The organism is Caulobacter sp. GW821-FHT09A05, assembly GCF_059418465.1.
On record NZ_JBWKPX010000012.1, the window covers coordinates 11,991 to 28,595 of the forward strand.

At 69.6% G+C, this 16,605-nt stretch carries 18 protein-coding genes and 1 pseudogene; 12 read left to right on the top strand and 7 right to left on the bottom strand.

Annotation, left to right across the window (positions count from 1 at the left end):
- The first annotated feature begins 36 nt into the window (after positions 1–36).
- On the top strand, positions 37–1,704 hold the full coding sequence (locus AC07NX_RS13080) for a putative bifunctional diguanylate cyclase/phosphodiesterase (protein WP_494642295.1): 1,668 nt from the start codon (positions 37–39) through the stop codon (positions 1,702–1,704).
- Here AC07NX_RS13080 and AC07NX_RS13085 read toward each other — a convergent pair.
- Positions 1,688–2,677 (bottom strand): lysozyme inhibitor LprI family protein, encoded by a 990-nt coding sequence (locus AC07NX_RS13085; RefSeq protein WP_494642297.1) that lies wholly within the window; start codon positions 2,675–2,677, stop codon positions 1,688–1,690. The genes AC07NX_RS13080 and AC07NX_RS13085 overlap by 17 nt on opposite strands.
- Before the next feature lie 142 nt (positions 2,678–2,819).
- Positions 2,820–3,431, bottom strand: coding sequence for a YqgE/AlgH family protein (locus tag AC07NX_RS13090; RefSeq protein WP_494642298.1), 612 nt, complete (start codon positions 3,429–3,431; stop codon positions 2,820–2,822).
- Positions 3,432–3,566: 135 nt separating this feature from the next.
- Between AC07NX_RS13090 and AC07NX_RS13095 the strand changes: the two genes are divergently transcribed.
- On the top strand, positions 3,567–4,049 hold the full coding sequence (locus AC07NX_RS13095) for a peroxiredoxin (protein WP_494642299.1): 483 nt from the start codon (positions 3,567–3,569) through the stop codon (positions 4,047–4,049).
- A 179-nt stretch (positions 4,050–4,228) separates the two neighbouring features.
- Here the strand turns inward: AC07NX_RS13095 and AC07NX_RS13100 are convergent, their stop codons facing one another.
- Entirely contained in the window at positions 4,229–5,971 is a 1,743-nt protein-coding gene (locus AC07NX_RS13100; RefSeq protein WP_494642300.1) for an acyl-CoA dehydrogenase, read from the bottom strand.
- A 173-nt stretch (positions 5,972–6,144) separates the two neighbouring features.
- Between AC07NX_RS13100 and AC07NX_RS13105 the strand changes: the two genes are divergently transcribed.
- From AC07NX_RS13105 to AC07NX_RS13125, 5 genes and pseudogenes are all read left to right on the top strand, one after another.
- A complete protein-coding gene (locus AC07NX_RS13105) occupies positions 6,145–6,774 on the top strand; it encodes a YceI family protein (protein WP_494642301.1) in 630 nt (209 codons plus the stop codon).
- A 30-nt stretch (positions 6,775–6,804) separates the two neighbouring features.
- A pseudogene (locus AC07NX_RS13110) lies at positions 6,805–6,890 on the top strand (hypothetical protein); the annotation flags it as partial.
- Positions 6,891–6,943: 53 nt separating this feature from the next.
- The gene (locus AC07NX_RS13115; protein WP_494642302.1) at positions 6,944–8,290 is read left to right on the top strand and encodes a YceI family protein; all 1,347 of its coding nucleotides are present in this window, start codon (positions 6,944–6,946) and stop codon (positions 8,288–8,290) included.
- Positions 8,221–9,198, top strand: coding sequence for an L-threonylcarbamoyladenylate synthase (locus tag AC07NX_RS13120; RefSeq protein WP_494642304.1), 978 nt, complete (start codon positions 8,221–8,223; stop codon positions 9,196–9,198). Before AC07NX_RS13115 ends, AC07NX_RS13120 begins: the two co-directional genes overlap by 70 nt.
- A 5-nt stretch (positions 9,199–9,203) precedes the next feature.
- Positions 9,204–9,515, top strand: coding sequence for a 1-deoxy-D-xylulose-5-phosphate synthase (locus tag AC07NX_RS13125; RefSeq protein ID WP_494642306.1), 312 nt, complete (start codon positions 9,204–9,206; stop codon positions 9,513–9,515).
- A 99-nt stretch (positions 9,516–9,614) separates the two neighbouring features.
- Here the strand turns inward: AC07NX_RS13125 and AC07NX_RS13130 are convergent, their stop codons facing one another.
- Positions 9,615–10,007 (bottom strand): type II toxin-antitoxin system VapC family toxin, encoded by a 393-nt coding sequence (locus AC07NX_RS13130; RefSeq protein ID WP_494642307.1) that lies wholly within the window; start codon positions 10,005–10,007, stop codon positions 9,615–9,617.
- Positions 10,004–10,291, bottom strand: a complete 288-nt coding sequence (locus AC07NX_RS13135; RefSeq protein WP_494642309.1) for a type II toxin-antitoxin system VapB family antitoxin — start codon at positions 10,289–10,291, stop codon at positions 10,004–10,006. Before AC07NX_RS13135 ends, AC07NX_RS13130 begins: the two co-directional genes overlap by 4 nt.
- Before the next feature lie 67 nt (positions 10,292–10,358).
- Between AC07NX_RS13135 and AC07NX_RS13140 the strand changes: the two genes are divergently transcribed.
- Complete coding sequence (locus AC07NX_RS13140) at positions 10,359–11,768, top strand: FAD-binding oxidoreductase (RefSeq protein ID WP_494642310.1); 1,410 nt, start codon at positions 10,359–10,361, stop codon at positions 11,766–11,768.
- A gap of 15 nt (positions 11,769–11,783) precedes the next feature.
- Here the strand turns inward: AC07NX_RS13140 and AC07NX_RS13145 are convergent, their stop codons facing one another.
- Complete coding sequence (locus AC07NX_RS13145; RefSeq protein ID WP_494642312.1) at positions 11,784–12,128, bottom strand: hypothetical protein; 345 nt, start codon at positions 12,126–12,128, stop codon at positions 11,784–11,786.
- The gene (locus tag AC07NX_RS13150) at positions 12,128–12,928 is read right to left on the bottom strand and encodes a hypothetical protein (RefSeq protein ID WP_494642314.1); all 801 of its coding nucleotides are present in this window, start codon (positions 12,926–12,928) and stop codon (positions 12,128–12,130) included. Before AC07NX_RS13150 ends, AC07NX_RS13145 begins: the two co-directional genes overlap by 1 nt.
- A gap of 101 nt (positions 12,929–13,029) precedes the next feature.
- Here AC07NX_RS13150 and yaaA point away from each other — a divergent pair, with 101 nt between their 5' ends.
- From yaaA to AC07NX_RS13170, 4 genes are all read left to right on the top strand, one after another.
- Positions 13,030–13,797, top strand: a complete 768-nt coding sequence (yaaA, locus tag AC07NX_RS13155) for a peroxide stress protein YaaA (protein WP_494642315.1) — start codon at positions 13,030–13,032, stop codon at positions 13,795–13,797.
- Between the two features lie 111 nt (positions 13,798–13,908).
- Positions 13,909–14,706: a 3-hydroxybutyrate dehydrogenase gene (locus AC07NX_RS13160; protein ID WP_494642317.1), complete on the top strand. Its 798-nt coding sequence runs from the start codon at positions 13,909–13,911 to the stop codon at positions 14,704–14,706.
- A gap of 185 nt (positions 14,707–14,891) precedes the next feature.
- Positions 14,892–15,953, top strand: a complete 1,062-nt coding sequence (locus tag AC07NX_RS13165) for a patatin-like phospholipase family protein (RefSeq protein ID WP_494642318.1) — start codon at positions 14,892–14,894, stop codon at positions 15,951–15,953.
- Between the two features lie 178 nt (positions 15,954–16,131).
- The gene (locus tag AC07NX_RS13170) at positions 16,132–16,593 is read left to right on the top strand and encodes an NUDIX hydrolase (RefSeq protein ID WP_494642320.1); all 462 of its coding nucleotides are present in this window, start codon (positions 16,132–16,134) and stop codon (positions 16,591–16,593) included.
- Positions 16,594–16,605: the final 12 nt, after the last annotated feature.

Consider the following 16,605-nt stretch of genomic DNA (forward strand, 5'->3'; position numbering starts at 1 on the left):
GCCCGGGCGCGGCGCCTTCGGGCGTGGGATCAGGGCATGTCGTTCAAGATCAGTCAGCGACGCGTATGGGACGCCACGGCCACGCTCGAGGCCTTGGGCGCCGCCGAGGTCGCGCTCTGGCTCTGGGAGCCCGAGGCCGACCGCCTGCGGGTCAACGGGGCTTCGCGGGCTTTAGGCTTGGGGCCGCTGGCCCCGGACTGCTCCTCCGCCGCCTTCCGCGCCCTGACCCTGCCCCAGGATCGCGCCCAGGCCGAGGACATCCTCAAGGTCCGCCCGCCGGGCAGCGAGATCGTCGCCCGCCTGCGCATGCGGGGCGGCGAGATCTGCATCTGGCGTGGCACCTGGCTGGAGGACGGGGTGCGCGCCGCCGGCGTCATCGCCCCCGAGGTCAAGTTCGCCGCCTCCGAGCGCGACACCCTGACCGGCCTGCTGGACCGCAAGAGCTTCATCGCCCGGGCCCGCGAGCGACTGGGCAAGAGCGGCGTCCATGAACTGGTCGTCGCCGACGTCGACCGCCTGCGCCGTCTGAACGAGGCCCTGGGCCACGAGCGCGCCGACCTGGTGCTGGCCGCCCTGGGCTCGCGCCTGGCGGCCGCCTTCCCGTCCGAGGCCCTGCTGGGCCGGATCGGCGAGGACGAGTTCGCGGTGCTGTGCGACCCGGCCGGCTTCGAGCCCGCCGAGCTGCTGCGCACCGCCCTGGAGCAGCCCCTGCGGGTGGCCGGCTTCGACATCCACCCGACCCTGTCGATCGGCGCGGTCTCGGCCGAGGGCGGCGAGGACGCGCCCGAGGCGGCCGAACTGCTGCGTCGCGCCGAACTGGCCGTGGAAGCCGCCGGCTCCGCGGGCCGGGGCGGCGCCGCCGCCTACGGCCGTTCGATGGAGACCGACGGCCTGTCGCGCCTGGCCCTGGAGGCCGACCTGCGCGGCGCCATTGGCCGCGGCGAGATCACCCCCTTCTTCCAGCCCGTGGTGCGGCTGTCGACCGGCGCCCTGTCCGGCTTCGAGGCCCTGGCCCGCTGGATCCACCCCCGCCGCGGCATGCTGCCGCCCGACGAGTTCCTCCCGCTGGTGGAGGAGATGGGCCTGATGAGCGAGCTGGGCGAGCACATGATGCGCACCTCGGCCCGCCAGCTGGCCGCCTGGCGCCGTTCGCATCCGGCCGTCGGCGCCCTGACCGTCAGCGTCAACCTGTCGACCGGCGAGATCGACCGCCCCGGCCTGGTCCACGACGTGCGCCAGGTGCTCAAGGAGCACGGCCTGCCACGCGGCGCCCTGAAGCTGGAAGTCACCGAAAGCGACATCATGCGCGATCCCGAGCGGGCCGCCGTGATCCTGGCGACCCTGCGCGAGGCCGGCGCGGGCCTGGCGCTGGACGACTTCGGCACGGGCTTCTCGTCGCTGTCCTACCTGACCCGCCTGCCGTTCGACACGCTGAAGATCGACCGCTACTTCGTGCGGACCATGGGCAGCAACGCCGGTTCGGCCAAGATCGTCCGCTCGGTGGTCAAGCTGGGGCAGGACCTGGACCTGGAGGTCGTCGCCGAGGGCGTCGAGAACGCCGAGATGGCCCGCGCCCTCCAGGCGCTGGGATGCGACTACGGCCAGGGCTTCGGCTACGCGCCGGCCCTGTCGCCGCAGGAGGCCGAGGTCTATCTGAACGAGGCCTATGTCGACGGCGCCGCGCCGGTCAAGGCGCGGGGGTAACCGCCTTCTTCCGTGAGAGCGGCGTCGCCGTAGGCGACCGAGGGGAAGGGGGACCTCTCATGGCCGTTTTTCTGTCCGCCGGCCGCCGCGCGATCGCCGCCTTCCCCGGACCCGCCGGTCGCCGTGCAAGGGTCTCCTTCACGGGGTTCGCCGCTCCGCGAGCAATCGTCGCCTTGGCCGGACTCGCCGACCGCCGCGTGATCGCCTCCTTCCCCGGGTTCGTCGGTCGCCGTGCAATGGTCTCCTTCGCGTGGGTCGCCGACCGCTGCGTGATCGCCGCCTTCAAAGGGCTCGCGGGCCGGCCGGCGTTGGGCTCCTTCACGGGGCGAGGGCCCGTGAACGGCTCATTTCGCAACACCAGCGCCGCCGCGGTCGCCCGCAGGCGCCCTATCCGGTCCTGATAGGCCGCCAGCAAGTCTTCCGGCGAGGATCGCGCCGCTTCCTCTCGGGCGAGCATCCAACGCGCCTGGGAGCGTCCCAGGGCGGCGTGCGAGACGCCCGCCGCCAGCACCGCCTCGTAGGCGTCCGCGGCTTGGCGGTCGGCGACGGCCAGCAGCGGATCGACGCAGACCATCTGGGTGGCCATGCCGGGGGCCTCGCGGCAGATCGCGGCCTGTTCCGTCGCCGCGCGGGGGTCGGCCAGGGGCGTGGCGACCACCGGAGCGGTGAGGGCCGTGGGCAGCGCGGCCCAGGTCTCGGGGTGGGTGGCGACGACGGTCGACGGGGCCACGACAATCCTCAAGCGCGGGGGGGACGTCGCCGGGGGATCGGGGTCGAAACGTTCAGGCGGGCGAACGGGCGGGGTGATGGGCGGCGCGTCGCGCACCTCGCTCAGCATCAGCAGCGCGCCGGACATCCCCAGCAGGATGGCGATCGACAGCGAGAGGGCCGGAGGCCGACGCCTGGGCGGCGTCGGATGGAGCCCCTGGCCCAAGCCTTCCTCGTGCGACGGTATCAGGCGCAGATAGGTCATGAGCACCGCCCAGGATCGGACGCACCCCAGAGTGCGCCAGTCGATCCGAACCGAAACCCCGCATGTAAATATAGAAGATCTATATTTAAGAAAAGTCAATCTGTACTACTTTACATAGTAAAGACTGTGTATTCCGAGGTTGTTAGGCCCGCCCCGCCTGCGACGACAGGTGATCGGCCGTGACCCCGATCTTGGCCAGGGCCATGGTCCATTTGTTGTCGTAGTCGTCGCCGAACAGCAGGGCCTCGTCGGCGTCGCAGATCAGCCAGACATTGTCGCGCAGTTCCTGTTCCAGCTGGCCGGGGCCCCAGCCGGAATAGCCCAGGGCCAGGATGGCGTGCCGTGGCCGGCGGATCTTGCTGCCCAGGGCGTCCAGGGCGTCGCGGGTCACGGTCAGGGCCAGGCCGTCGGCCACCGGCACCGTGGAGTCCGGCGAGACATAGTCGTCGGTGTGCAGCACGAAGCCGCGCTCGCGCTCGACCGGGCCGCCCAGCATCACCAGGTCGCCGCCAGCCTCGATCTCGGGCGCGATCCCCAGATTGCTGAGCAACTCGAACAGGGTCAGGCCCTCGACCGGGCGGTTGACCGCCAGGCCCATGGCCTGTTCGGCGTCGTGGGCGCAGACGTACAGCACGGCGCGCTCGAAGCGCGGGTCCTCGATGCCGGGCATGGCCACCAGCATGTGTCCGGCGAGGAAGCCGTCCTGCCCGCCCTTCGGGTTGTCGACTTCGGGATCCTTGCGCGACGTGTCCATGATCAGAGGATCGGGTTGGAACGCGTCGGTTTCAAGTCCAACCTTCGCTTGGCGATCCGCTTCGGGGCCTTTATCTCGGTGACGCGCGCTCAACGCGCGTTATCCATTTCCCGGACAACCCACAGGACACCGCACATGGCGATCAAGGTTGGCGACACGCTTCCTTCGGCGACTTTCATGACCAGCACGGCCGAGGGCCCGGCTCCGGTCACGACCGACGAGCTGTTCAAGGGCAAGACCGTGGCCCTGTTCGCCGTCCCCGGCGCCTTCACCCCGACCTGCTCGGCCAAGCACCTGCCGGGCTTCAAGGAGAAGGCCGCCGAACTGAAGGCCAAGGGCGTCGACACGATCGCCTGCGTCTCGGTCAACGATCTGTTCGTGATGAAGGCCTGGGGCGCCGACCAGGGCATCACCGACGAGGTGCTGCTGCTGGCCGACGGCAACGGCGAGTTCACCCGGGCCGTCGGCCTGGAGTTCGACGGCAGCAAGTTCGGCATGGGCCTGCGCTCGCAGCGCTACTCGCTGATCGCCAAGGACGGGGTGGTCGAGACTCTGAACATTGAAGAGGGCGGGGAATTCAAGGTCTCGTCGGCCGACTACATGCTGGGCCAGCTGTAGGGTCCCGCCCAGGGATTACGAAGAGGGCGGCTCCGCGAGGAGCCGCCCTTTTTCTTTGCGTGGGGGAGACCCCCTCAGCCGCTTCGCGACAGCTCCCCCGGAGGGGGAGCAGCTACGCGGTGCGGCGACCGACCAGATCCTCCCCCTCTGGGGGAGGTGGCCCGAAGGGCCGGAGGGGGTCACGCCCCAAGCATCTCCGGCGTCACGCCTTCCAGGTCCGCGGCCCCCCCCGTCACCGCCGCGACCTGTCCCGGCACGGTCGCCAGCACGGTCTCGCCATAGACCCGGGCCAGGGCCAGCCGCAGGCCTTGCGGCTCGGCCAGGGCGCCCTTGGCCAGCATCCAGCCGCCGACCGTGTCGCCCAGCAGCTTCAGATAGGCGGTGGCGCCCGACAGGGCGTCCGGCATCGCCCGGGCCCGGCGCTCGATCAGCCAGGCCGTGGCCGAGCCGGCCGCGTCCAGGGCCGCCTTGAAGCGCAGGGCGAAGCCGCCCAGCGCGCCGCCGGCCGCCTCCAGGGTCTCCTGGGTGTCGCGCATGTCGTCCATCAGGTCGGCGATCGCCTGGCCTTCCGACAGGGGAAGCTTGCGGCCGATCAGGTCGATGGCCTGGATGCCGTTGGCGCCCTCGTAGATCGGGGCGATGCGGGCGTCGCGATAGTGCTGGGCCGCGCCGGTCTCCTCGATGAAGCCCATGCCGCCGTGCACCTGCACCCCCTGGGAGGCGACCTCGACGCCGACGTCGGTGGACCAGGCCTTGGCGATCGGGGTCAGCAACTCCTCGCGCAGCTTGGCGGTCTCGCGCTCTTCCTGGGTGGCGGCGTGGGTGGAGAGGTCGGCGGCCACGGCGGTGGACAGGCAGATCCCGCGCGCCGCCTCGATCTTGGCCTTCATCAGCACCAGGGTCTTGCGGATGTCGGGATGGTCGTAGAGGCGCGCGGGATGGACCCCGGTCCAGGCCGAGCGGCCTTGCGCGCGCTCCAGCGAGAAGTCCAGCGCCTGCTGGTAAGCCCGCTCGGCGATGGCCGTCCCTTGCGCCCCGACCTGCAGCCGCGCGGCGTTCATCATCGTGAACATGTGGGCCAGGCCCGATCCCAGCTGGCCGACCAGCTCGGCCCTGGCGCCCTCGTACAGCATCACGCAGGTGGGCGAGCCGTGGATGCCCAGCTTGTGCTCCAGCCCGCCGACCCGCAGGGCGTTGGCGGCGCCCAGGCCGCCGGCCTCGTCGACCATCACCTTGGGGGCCAGGAACAGCGAGATGCCCTTGACGCCGGGCGGGGCGTCGGGCGTGCGGGCCAGCACCAGGTGCAGGATGTTGTCGGCCGCGTCGTGGTCGCCCCAGGTGATGAAGATCTTCTGGCCGGTCAGGGTGTAGCCGCCGTCGCCGTCCGGGGTGGCCAGGGTGGTCAGGGCGCCCAGGTCCGAGCCGGCCTGGGGCTCGGTCAGGTTCATGGTGCCGGTCCACTCGCCCGACACCAGGCGGGGCAGGTAGAGCGCCTTCTGGCGGTCGGAGCCGTGATGGGCCAGGGCCTCGATGGCCCCCAGGCTCAGCATCGGGCACAGGCCGAAGGCCATGTTGGCGGCCTGGACCATTTCCAGCACCGCGACCTCCAGGGTCTTGGGCAGGCCCTGGCCGCCGTGCTCGGGCGCCGCCGCCAGGCTGGTCCAGCCGCCTTGCGCGAACTGGCGGTAGGCGTCGGCGAAGCCGGGCGCGGCGCGGACCACGCCGTTTTCGAGTTTCGCGCCGACCAGGTCGCCGGCCCGGTTGAGCGGGGCCAGGATCTCGCTGGCGAACACCCCGGCCGCCTCCAGAACGGCCTCCACCGTGTCGGCGTCCGCCTCCGGGAAGGCGGCGGCCAGGCGGTCGAACCCGGCCACGTGCTTCAGGGCGAAGGCGAGGTCGCGGACGGGTGCGCGGTAGGTCATGGGATCGGTCCGATCTGGCGGGCTCAACTGAACTTCGTTTAGATGTCGCGACGCGCCTTGCAAAGTCGCTCTGATCACGGCTTCGTGAAGGGCGGCCTCTTCATCCCCGGGCCAAGCTTCCTAAGTTGGGGGTTCAGCAACCGATGCTATTACAGTTTGGAGACTGTCCCCTCATGAAACGCGCCATGAACCGCCGCTTCGCCTCCGCCCTTCTGGCCGGCGCTCTTCTGACCGCGTCCGCCGCCGCCCTTCCGGTCGTGGCCTCCGCCCAGGTGGCGACCGATCCGGCCGCCGCCCCCGCCGGAACCTGGACGCTCGACAAGCGCCACGCCAGCCTGACGATGAAGGTCACGCACTTCGGCACGTCGCACTACACCTTCCGCTTCGCCCAGGGCGCCATCGACGGCTCGTACGCCTACGACCCGGCCAAGCCGCTGAACACCAAGGTGTCGATCACCATCGACGCCACCAAGGTCGATACGGGCCTGCCGGACTTCGACAAGGAAATCGGCACCGACGCGAAGTTCTTCAACGGGACCCAGTATCCGAAGATCACCTTCGTCTCGACGAAGGTCGAGCCGGGCAAGCTGACCGGCGACCTGACCTTCCGAGGCGTGACCAAGCCGGTCACCCTGGACGTCAAGTACAACGGCTACGCCAAGACCCCGTTCGGCTCGCAGATCATGGGCTTCTCGGCCACGGGCAAGATCAAGCGCTCGGACTTCGGCTTCAGCCACCTCGTGCCGATGGTCAGCGACGAGGTCGACCTGGAGATCGAAGCCGAGTTCAATCCGAAGAAGTAGGGTTTTGGTGGGAGGCGGCCTTGGTCCGAAATCCTCGTCCTTCGACAAGCTCAGGATGAGGATTTCTACTGAACCGCTAAAGTAGCCCTCATCCTGAGCTTGTCGAAGGACGAGGGCCGGACCCACCGGACGGTGGAGCCAGCGCACTAGAGTTGAGACGAGGACGACCATGACCGCCGAAGCGCCTGTCGAAACCCCTTCGGCGGCGGGTCGTCCCGTTCGCTACACGACCGTCGCCATCCTCCTGCACTGGCTGATCGCCGCCGCCATCATCTTCCAGGTCATCCTGGGCTGGCGGATGGGCGACGAGCCCAAGGGGCCGGCCACCTACGCCATCTTCCAGCTGCACAAGTCGATCGGCATTACGATCCTGCTGCTCAGCCTGGCGCGCCTGGCCTGGCGGCTGACCCATCGGCCGCCGCCGCATCCGGCGACCCAGCCGCGCTGGGAGACCCTCGCCTCCAAGATCGTCCACGTGGCCTTCTACGTGATCATGATCGGCCTGCCGGTCACCGGCTGGATCATCGTCTCGACCAGCAAGCTGACCATCCCGACGGTGCTGTACGGCGCGATCCCCTGGCCGCACCTGCCGTTCCTGCCCGAGCTGGCGGCGGGTCCCAAGCACCTCTGGCACGAGATCGGCGAGAACGGCCACGGCCTGCTGGTCAAGACCACCTACCTGCTGCTGGCCCTGCACCTTGGGGCGGTGGCCAAGCACCAGATCCTCGACCGCGACGAGGTGCTGGGCCACATGGCCCCGGGCGCCAGGCCGGGCTGGCTGGAGCCGCGCGCCTGGCTGGCCGCCGCCGGCCTGATCGCCGTGGTGGCGGTGGGCTATCTGTACAAGCCGGCCCCGAAGGCCAAGGCCCCCGCCGCGCCGGCCGACATCGCCGACGCCCAGGCCGGAACGCCGAGCGCCGAGCCGGCCCCTCCGGCCGAGGCCGCCACCGCCGCGCCGACCCCGGTCGCCCCGCCGGCCGAGACCGCCGCGCCGGCCGAACCGGACAAGGCCCTGAAGGACCCCGTCGCCTGGGCCGTGGCCAAGGGCTCGACCCTGAACTTCACGGCGTCCTGGGCCGGCGACGCCATCGAGGGCCAGTTCAAGCGCTGGACCGCCGACATCCTGTTCTCGCCCGAGGCCCTGGACCGCTCGAAGCTGACCGTCAGCATCGACATGGGCTCGGCCGCCACCGGCGACGACCAGCGCGACTCCAGCCTGCCCAGCGGGGATTTCTTCGACACGGCCAGCCACCCCAAGGCGACCTATACGGCCAGCAAGTTCCGCAAGACCGGCGAGGGCAAGTTCGTCGCCGACGGGACGCTGGACCTGCGCGGTGTCAGGAAGCCGGTCAGCCTGCCCTTCACCCTGAAGATCGACGGCGACACGGCCACGGCGCGCGGTGTAACCACCCTGGACCGGACGGCGTTCGGGGTTGGACAGGGCGAATGGGCGTCTACGGATCAGATCAGCGGCAAGGTGAAGGTCAGCTTCGCCATCACGGCCAAGCGGAAATAGACGCCGCGGCCCGGGCCCTCCGCGACGGCGGGCTGGTGCTGCTGCCGACCGAGACCGTCTACGGCCTGGGCGCGGACGCCTCGAACCCCGCGGCCGTGGCGGCGATCTTCGAGGCCAAGGGCCGCCCGCGCTTCAACCCGCTGATCGCCCATGTCCACGACGCGGAGGCGGCGGGCCGCATCGCCGCCTTCGACGACCGCGCCCGGGCCCTGGCGAAGGCGTTCTGGCCCGGTCCGCTGACCATCGTCGCCCCGATCCGCGATCCGGCCGCCGTCTGCGACCTGGCCCGGGCGGGGCTGGACACGGTGGCCATCCGCGTGCCGGGCCACCCCTTGTCGCGCGCCGTGCTGGCGGCGTTCGGGGGGGCGGTGGTCGCGCCCTCGGCCAACCGCTCGGGCCGGCCCAGCCCCACAACCTTCGACGACGCCTTCGCCGAGACCGGCGACAAGGCCGCCGCCGCCCTGGACGGCGGGCCCTGCGCGGTCGGCCTGGAGTCCACGGTCGTCGCCGTGCTCGACGGCCCGGTCCGCCTGCTGCGCCCCGGCGCGGTGACCCGCGCCCAGCTGGAGGCCGTGGTCGGTCCCCTGGCGCAGGCCGACAACGACGCCAGGCGCTCGCCCGGCCGCCTGGCCCTGCACTACGCGCCCGACGCCCCGGTGCGGATCGACGCCGCGGCGCCCGAGGCCGGCGAGGCGTTCCTGGCTTTCGGGGAATGGCCGGAAAGGGAGGGCGTGTTCAACCTCAGCCCCTCCGGCGACTTGGCCGAGGCGGCCGCCAACCTGTTCGCCTATCTCCGCGCCGCCGACCGGGTGAAGCCCTCCGCCATCGCCGTCGCCCCGATCCCCGACGAGGGCCTGGGCGAGGCGATCAATGACCGCCTGCGCCGGGCGGCGGGGTTCGTGGGGTGATCGCGATGAAGACCCGGATCATGTACATCGAGGACAAGTCGCAGGGCCTGAATGGGCCGGCCCGCATTGGCCGCGTGACCTATTCCAAGACTGGCAAGTCGATCTATTACGGCGGGCGCACCTTCCTGGGGCTCGGCGGCCGGGGCTTCAAGGCCAACTACTTCGACGAGGCGACCGGGGAGCATTTTTGGATCTCGGGTCCGCGCAAGGACGGCGCCGACCGGCTCTATCCCGGCGGCGCCGCCGTGGAAATCGACGCCGACGTCGCCGAGGAATACTGGCGCGACATTCGCGGCCTGCCTAGGGCCAAGATCTAGAGTCTTTCTCCGACGATGTGGACACCGGTTCGTCGTCAGAAAATGCGTTAAAGCAAGTGTCTAGAGCCCAGGTCTGACGCAGTCAGGTCGGGAAATGCTCTAGCCCAGCGCCGAGGGCGCGTCCGTCATGGGAAAGTCGTCGCCCTTGTAGAGCAGGGGCGCGTCGAGCGACTTGGCCAGGGCGTAGGCGAAGCAGTCGGCGAAGTTGAGACGCGCGCGATGATAGTTGCGGCCAAAGCTCATATAGGCGGCCAGCGCTGCTGAATGATCCACCGGCTCGCTGCTGACTTCGACGCCAAGCCTCGCAAGCCATCGATTGAAGTCGGCGATGTCGGCGAAGCGGTGGCGACCGATCAGGATGAGGCCGGCCTCGACCGCGTTGATCGGCGAGATGACCGCCGCCGAGGCGCGGGAAATGGCGTCGGCGAAACGCTCCGCGTCATCCTCGAGATCGCCGATCGCGACCAGGGCCGAGGCGTCGACCACGATCACGGGGCGTCATCGCGCAGTTCGAGCCCGGGGATTTCGTTCAACTCGTCGAAGTCGGCCTTGGTGACGTTGAGCTTGCGCTTGTCCAGGCCGACGGCGCGACGAAACTCGTCGGTCGCGGCCATCATTTCCGCGAGAGTCGGGCGTCGTTTCGGCGGAGCCGGCGTCTCCCGCTCCAGCGCCTCGCGCGCCAGGGCGTCGATGACCCCCGTGATCGTTTCGCCCCGCAGGGCGGCGATCTCGCGCACGGCCTTCTCGGTCTCGGGGTTCTTGATGAAGATGCCCATGACGGCCTCCGGTATATATCGAGTATATACTATGCCCCGGCCGCCCGGAAGCGTATCCTCCGCCGCCATGACCAAGCCCGTTCCCGCCGACACCCTGTCCCGCCTGAAGGCCGTGCTCGGCGAGGGCGGCTGGAGCCAGGACCCCGACCGGTTGGCCCCCAAGCTCCAGGAATGGCGCGGACGGTGGACCGGCGAGACGCCGCTCCTGGCCCTGCCGCGCTCGACGGCGGAGGTCGCGGCGGTGGTCGGGATCTGCGCGGCCGACGGCGTGGCCATCACCCCGCAGGGCGGCAACACAGGCCTGGTCGCCGGCCAGATCCCGCGGGGCGAGATCCTGCTCTCCACCGAGAAACTGACTGTCGTACGCGATGTCGACGCCTTCGACGACGTGATGGTGCTGGAGGCCGGCGTCACCCTGGCCAAGGCCCACGAGGTCGCCCTGTCGGTCAACCGCCGCTTTCCGCTAAGCTTGGCCTCCGAGGGCTCGTGCACCATCGGCGGCCTGGCCTCGACCAACGCCGGCGGCACGGCCGTGCTGCGCTATGGGGTGATGCGCGACCAGATCCTGGGGATCGAGGCGGTGCTGCCCAACGGCGAGGTCTGGAACGGCCTCAAGCGCCTGCGCAAGGACAACACCGGCTACGACCTCAAGCACCTGCTGATCGGGGCCGAGGGCACGCTGGGGATCATCACCGCCGCCAGCCTCAAGCTCCATCCCCTGCTGGCCTCGCGCAGCGTGGGGATCGCCGCCGTGGCGACCCCGCACGACGCCATCGCCCTGCTGGCCCGCGCCAAGGACGAGACGGGCGGGGCGGTCGAGGCCTTCGAGCTGATGAGCCGCCTGGGCGTGGCCTTCGCCCTCAAGAACATCCCCGGCCTGCGCGAGCCGCTGGAGGCCGTGCATCCCTGGTACGTGCTGGTCGAGACCGCCTCGGGCGAGCCCGGCGCGGCCGAGGCGGCCCTGGAGCGCCTGTTGGCCGGGGCGCTGGAGGCCGGCCTGATCCAGGACGCCGCCATCGCCCAGACGCAAGCCCAGGCCCACGCCTTCTGGGCGGTGCGCGAGAACCAGTCCGGCGGCCAGAAGCTCGAGGGCGCGGCCTGGAAGCACGATGTTTCCGTCCCGGTCTCCAAGGTGGCCGACTTCATCGACCGGGCCACGGCGGCGGTCGAAAGGCTGTCGCCCGGCGTGCGGGTGGTGGCCTTCGGCCATGTCGGCGACGGCAATGTGCACTACGATGTGCTGCGCGCCGACGGCGGCTCCGACGACGCTCACGACGCCTTGCGCGACGAGGGCGCGCGCATCGTCCACGACATCGTCGCCAGCCTGAACGGCTCGATCAGCGCCGAGCACGGCCTGGGGGCGATGAAGTCGGAAGAGGCCCTGCGCTACAAGAGCGCCGTCGAGGTCGAGGCCCTGCGCGCGGTCCGCGCGGCCCTGGACCCGAAGCGGATCATGAATCCGCGGGTGCTTTTCTAGGTTTCGGACTGGGCTCTAAGCCGCGTCGTCGGTCTGTTTCGCCGCCAGGGCCGCCCGTTGGGCGCGCCGGACGCTGACGCACACGAAGATCGAGGCCAGGGCGCCGACCGGGATCGTGGCCTTGTAGAAACCGGGCTGCTGGCCCGGACCCAACAGGTTGATCGCCGCCGGCATGAAGCCCCACTCGCCCGTGGACGCCCGCATCCAGAACGCCCCGATCCCGACGAAGCACAGCACCGCCCAGGCGATGCGCCATTTCAGGCCCGGCGTGCGGATCACCAGGAACAGGCCCACGAACATCACCAGCGGGCAGAGAAGGGCGGCTAGGAGGCCCAGGGCGGTGGGAAGGGTATGGGGCATCAGAACGCGGTGTCCACGGGCGGAGCGGCCTTGGGTTTGGCCCAGACGCCGGCCAGGATCAAGATCGCGCCCAACGGCAACGAGAAGAACAGGATCCAGGGGTCGAAACGCGACGTCCCGTTCAGCACGCCGGCGTTTATCAGCCCGAAGTTCAATTTCCAGGTTACCGCGCCGTTGAACCAGTTGATCTGGAAGCCCAGGACACAGAACGCCGAGGCGATCACCCACAGCCACTTGCGCTTGAGGCCTGGAGTGCGGACCACCTTGAGCGCGGCGGCCAGCATCAGGCCGAAGCTGGCGAGCATCGCCGTCAGAAAGATGTAGTGGACCGGGGATTTGCCGATCAGCGAGAAGTCGAGAGCCTTGAGCTCCTGCGTCGTGGCGGTCTGGATGTGGAAGCCCGTGACGGTCCAGGCCTTGGCGCCTTCGGGGCGCTTGAGCGATACCTGGGCCAGAACGACCTTGCCCGGATAGTCGTACTCGTGGTTCAGGGTGGCTGTCTTGCCCTGGCCGACCATGGACACATAGTTCCAGCCTACGGCCTTGCCCAGGCCAGGCTCGCCCGTGGGAATATACGCCTCCACCTTGGTGATTTCGGCGTCGGTCGTCGGGGTCATGAGCTCCGGCGCCAGCTTCGCCTTCAGCGCGGGCGAGTGAGTCCTCAGGTCGCTGTAGACCGCGCGGGCCATGGCGTCGGTCTCGGGGTCCAAGGCGGGCGCCTTGCAGCCGGCCAGGGCCATCACCGCGACGCACATCGCCATCAGCCCCGCCCTACGCCAGGCCGCTGCGAAATCAATCATGCCGTCCCCCGAAGCTTTACTATCGGCAACATCGCGGCCGGCAAGGCCATTGTCCAGCGCCGCACTAGCCCTGGCCCTTCCAAGCCTCTATCTGCACCGCCATGCTGATGGTCATCTCCCCCGCCAAATCGCTGGACTTCACCGCGCCCGACCAGGTGCTGCCGCTGACCACGCCCGAGCTGAAGCCGCAGATCGCCGAGCTGGCCAAGGCGGCGCGCAAGCTGACGGTCGCCGACCTGCGCCGGCTGATGCATATCTCCGAGAAGCTGGCGACCCTGAACCACGCCCGGTTCCAGGACTTCGACGCCCAGGTCGAGGACGGCCTGCAGGCGGTGATCGCCTTCAACGGCGACGTCTATGCCGGGCTGAACGCGCGTGAACTGGACCGTCCCGCCCTGGACTGGGCCCAGGACCATCTTCGCATCCTGTCGGGCCTGTACGGCGTGCTGCGGCCGCTGGACGCCCTGCAGGCCTACCGGCTGGAGATGGGCACGCGCCTGAAGACCAAGAAAGGCGCCAACCTCTACGACTTCTGGGGCGAGACCATCGCCAAGACCCTGAACGCCGCCGCCCAGGACCATGCCGACCCGACCCTGGTGAACCTGGCCAGCCAGGAATATTTCGGCGCCGTCGACGCCAAGGCCCTGAAGCTGCCGACCGTCACCTGCCACTTCAAGGAAGAGAAGGGCAACGCCCTGCGGGTGCTGGGCTTCTTCGCCAAGAAGGCCCGCGGCCGCATGGCCCGCTTCGCCATCGACAACCGGATCGACCGCGTCGACGACCTGAAGGCCTTCGACCTGGACGGCTACAAATACCGCGCCGACCTCTCGACGCCGGCCGACTGGGTTTTCGCTCGCCTCCAGCCCTGATTTCATCTACCGGTGAAATAAAAGAGGCTCGCGGATCGCCAGTGTACTTGGGCGGGTGCGAGCTGTATGTTGCGTTGCAGCATTATGAGCGCTGAGCCCAGGGAGACGCCGATGGCCGTGGATTTCGGTTTGCAGGGTCAGGTCGCGATCGTGACCGGTTCGACCAGCGGCATCGGCCACGCCATGGCCGACGCCCTGGCCGCCCAGGGCGTCAACATCGTCCTCAATGGCCTGGGCGAGATGACCGCCATCGAGAAGACCCGCGCCGAACTGGCCGAGAAGCATGGGGTGGAGGTGCTCTACAACGGCGCCGACATGACCAAGCCCGGCCAGATCGCCGAGATGGTGCTGGCGGCCAAGGCCGAGTTCGGCGAGCTGGACATCCTGGTCAACAACGCCGGCGTCCAGCACGTGGCGCCGATCGAGGACTTCCCGGTCGACCAGTGGGACCTGATCATCGCCATCAACCTGTCGTCGGCCTTCCACGCCACCCGCGCGGCCGTGCCGATCATGAAGGAGCAGGGGCGCGGGCGGATCGTCAACATCGCCTCGGCCCACGGCCTGGTCGCCTCGCCGTTCAAGAGCGCCTATGTCGCCGCCAAGCACGGGATCCTGGGCCTGACCAAGACCGTGGCGCTGGAAACCGCCACCTTCGGGATCACCTGTAACGCCATCTGTCCGGGCTTCGTGAAGACCCCGCTGGTCGAGGCTCAGATCGTCGATCAGGCCAAGGCTCGGGGGATCTCGGAGGAGGCGGTGATGAAGGACGTGATCCTGGCCGCCCAGCCGACCAAGCAGTTCGTCACCTTCGACCAGTTGAACGGCATGCTGCTGTACCTGGTCTCCGACGCCGGGGCCTCGGCCAACGGCGCGGCCTTCAGCATCGACGGCGGCTGGACGGCGCAGTAGCGGTAGTAGGGCGTCAGGCCCAAAAGCCGGTTGTCATCCCGGAAGCCTCGCAGAGGCTGTCCGGGACCCAGGGGACTGGGCGAAGGCGGTGCGGCTCACCTGGGTCCCGGACAAGCGCTATGCGCTTTCCGCGATGACAACGTCGGGGGCGAGGAAGCGTCCAGTTGTCTCGAACAGGAGTCCCCATGCCCATCCCTCCGTTCAAGAAGAAGCCCGCCGGCCCCAGGCCCATCACCCTGGCCCTGCAGGGCGGCGGCTCGCACGGGGCGTTCGAGTGGGGCGTGCTGGACCGCCTGCTGGAGGAAGAGAGCCTGGAGATCCAGGCGGCGACCGCCGCCTCGGCCGGGGCGATGAACGCCGTCTGCCTGGCCCAGGGCCTGATCGACGGCGGCCGCGACGGCGCCAAGGCCCGGCTGGAACGGTTCTGGAAACAGGTCAACCGCAACGGCGGCCGCAACGTGTTCGGCGACACCAGCATCTGGACCAACGCCTTCGCCGGCGGGGCCGACTGGCTCAAGAACAGCCCCGGCTGGCGGCTGGCCGAGACCTTCGCCCTGTCGATGAGCCCCTACGAGTTCAACCCGTTCAACCTGAACCCGCTGCACGACGCCCTGGAGGGCGAGATCGACTTCAAGGCGCTGCGCGAGCGCTCGCCGATCAAGCTCTACATCGCCGCCACCCAGGTGCGCACCAGCCGGGCCAAGGTGTTCCGCGAGACCGAGCTGACCGCCCGCCACATCATGGCCAGCGCCTGCCTGCCCCAGGTGTTCCAGGCGGTGGAGATCGACGGCGAACCCTATTGGGACGGCGGGTTCCTGGCCAATCCGCCGCTGTGGCCGCTGTTCTATGACGACACGCCGGACGACATCCTGCTGGTCAGCCTCAATCCGTTCGTCCGCGACGAGACGCCCAAGACCCCGGGCGAGATCATGGACCGGCTGAACGAGATCACCTTCAACGCCGCCCTGGCCAGCGAGCTGCGGGCCATCGGATTCGTGCGGAAGCTGCTGGACGAAGGCCTCCTGAAGGACAACGCCCGGGGCCGCTACCGGCGCATGCTGATGCACGCCATCACCGCCGACAAAGCCCTGGCCGACCTGTCGCTGGGCAGCAAGTTCGACACCGAATGGAGCTTCCTGACCGACCTGCGCGCGCGGGGATACAAGGCCGCCGACGACTGGCTGGGCGATTGCGTGACCCAGGTGGGGGTCAGTTCCAGCCTGGACCTGAAGGCCGGGTTTCCGTGAACTCCTCAACTGTCATCCCGGACAAGGTCCGAAGGGCCGCCGATCCGGGACCGCGGGAAGCGCCGAGTTCACGAGTCGGTCCCGGATCTTCGCGCTGCGCGCTCGTCCGGGATGACAACCGAAAAGTTTGACGTCCCAGTTGCTTGACGCGGCCCGAGCCGGGCGTATCTGACGCGCCATGGTTTCCGCTTCCGCCGTTCCTTCGTCCGCGCCTGTCGCGTCCGGGCGCCCCGTCCCCACCGTCGGCGTCGTCTGCCTGCGCGGCGACCAGGTGCTGTTGATCAAGCGCGGCACGCCGCCGCGGCTGGGCCAATGGAGCTTGCCCGGCGGCCGGCTGGAACGCGGCGAGACCACGGCCGTCGCCGCCCTGCGCGAACTGGCCGAGGAGACCGGCGTGCAGGCCGAGCTGCTGGGCCTGGTCGACGTGGTCGACGGCCTGTTCACCTCGCGCGAGACCGGCGAGACGACGCGGCACTATGTGATGATCGACTACGCCGCGCGCTGGGTGTCGGGCGAACCGGTGGCCGGCGACGACGCGGCCGACGCCCGGTTCGTGTCGCTGGACGAGGCGCTGGCCATGGTCGAGTGGGACGTGACGCGCCAGGTCATCGCCGACACGTTCGAGCGGTTCGGCGGGTAGGGGCGGGCACAA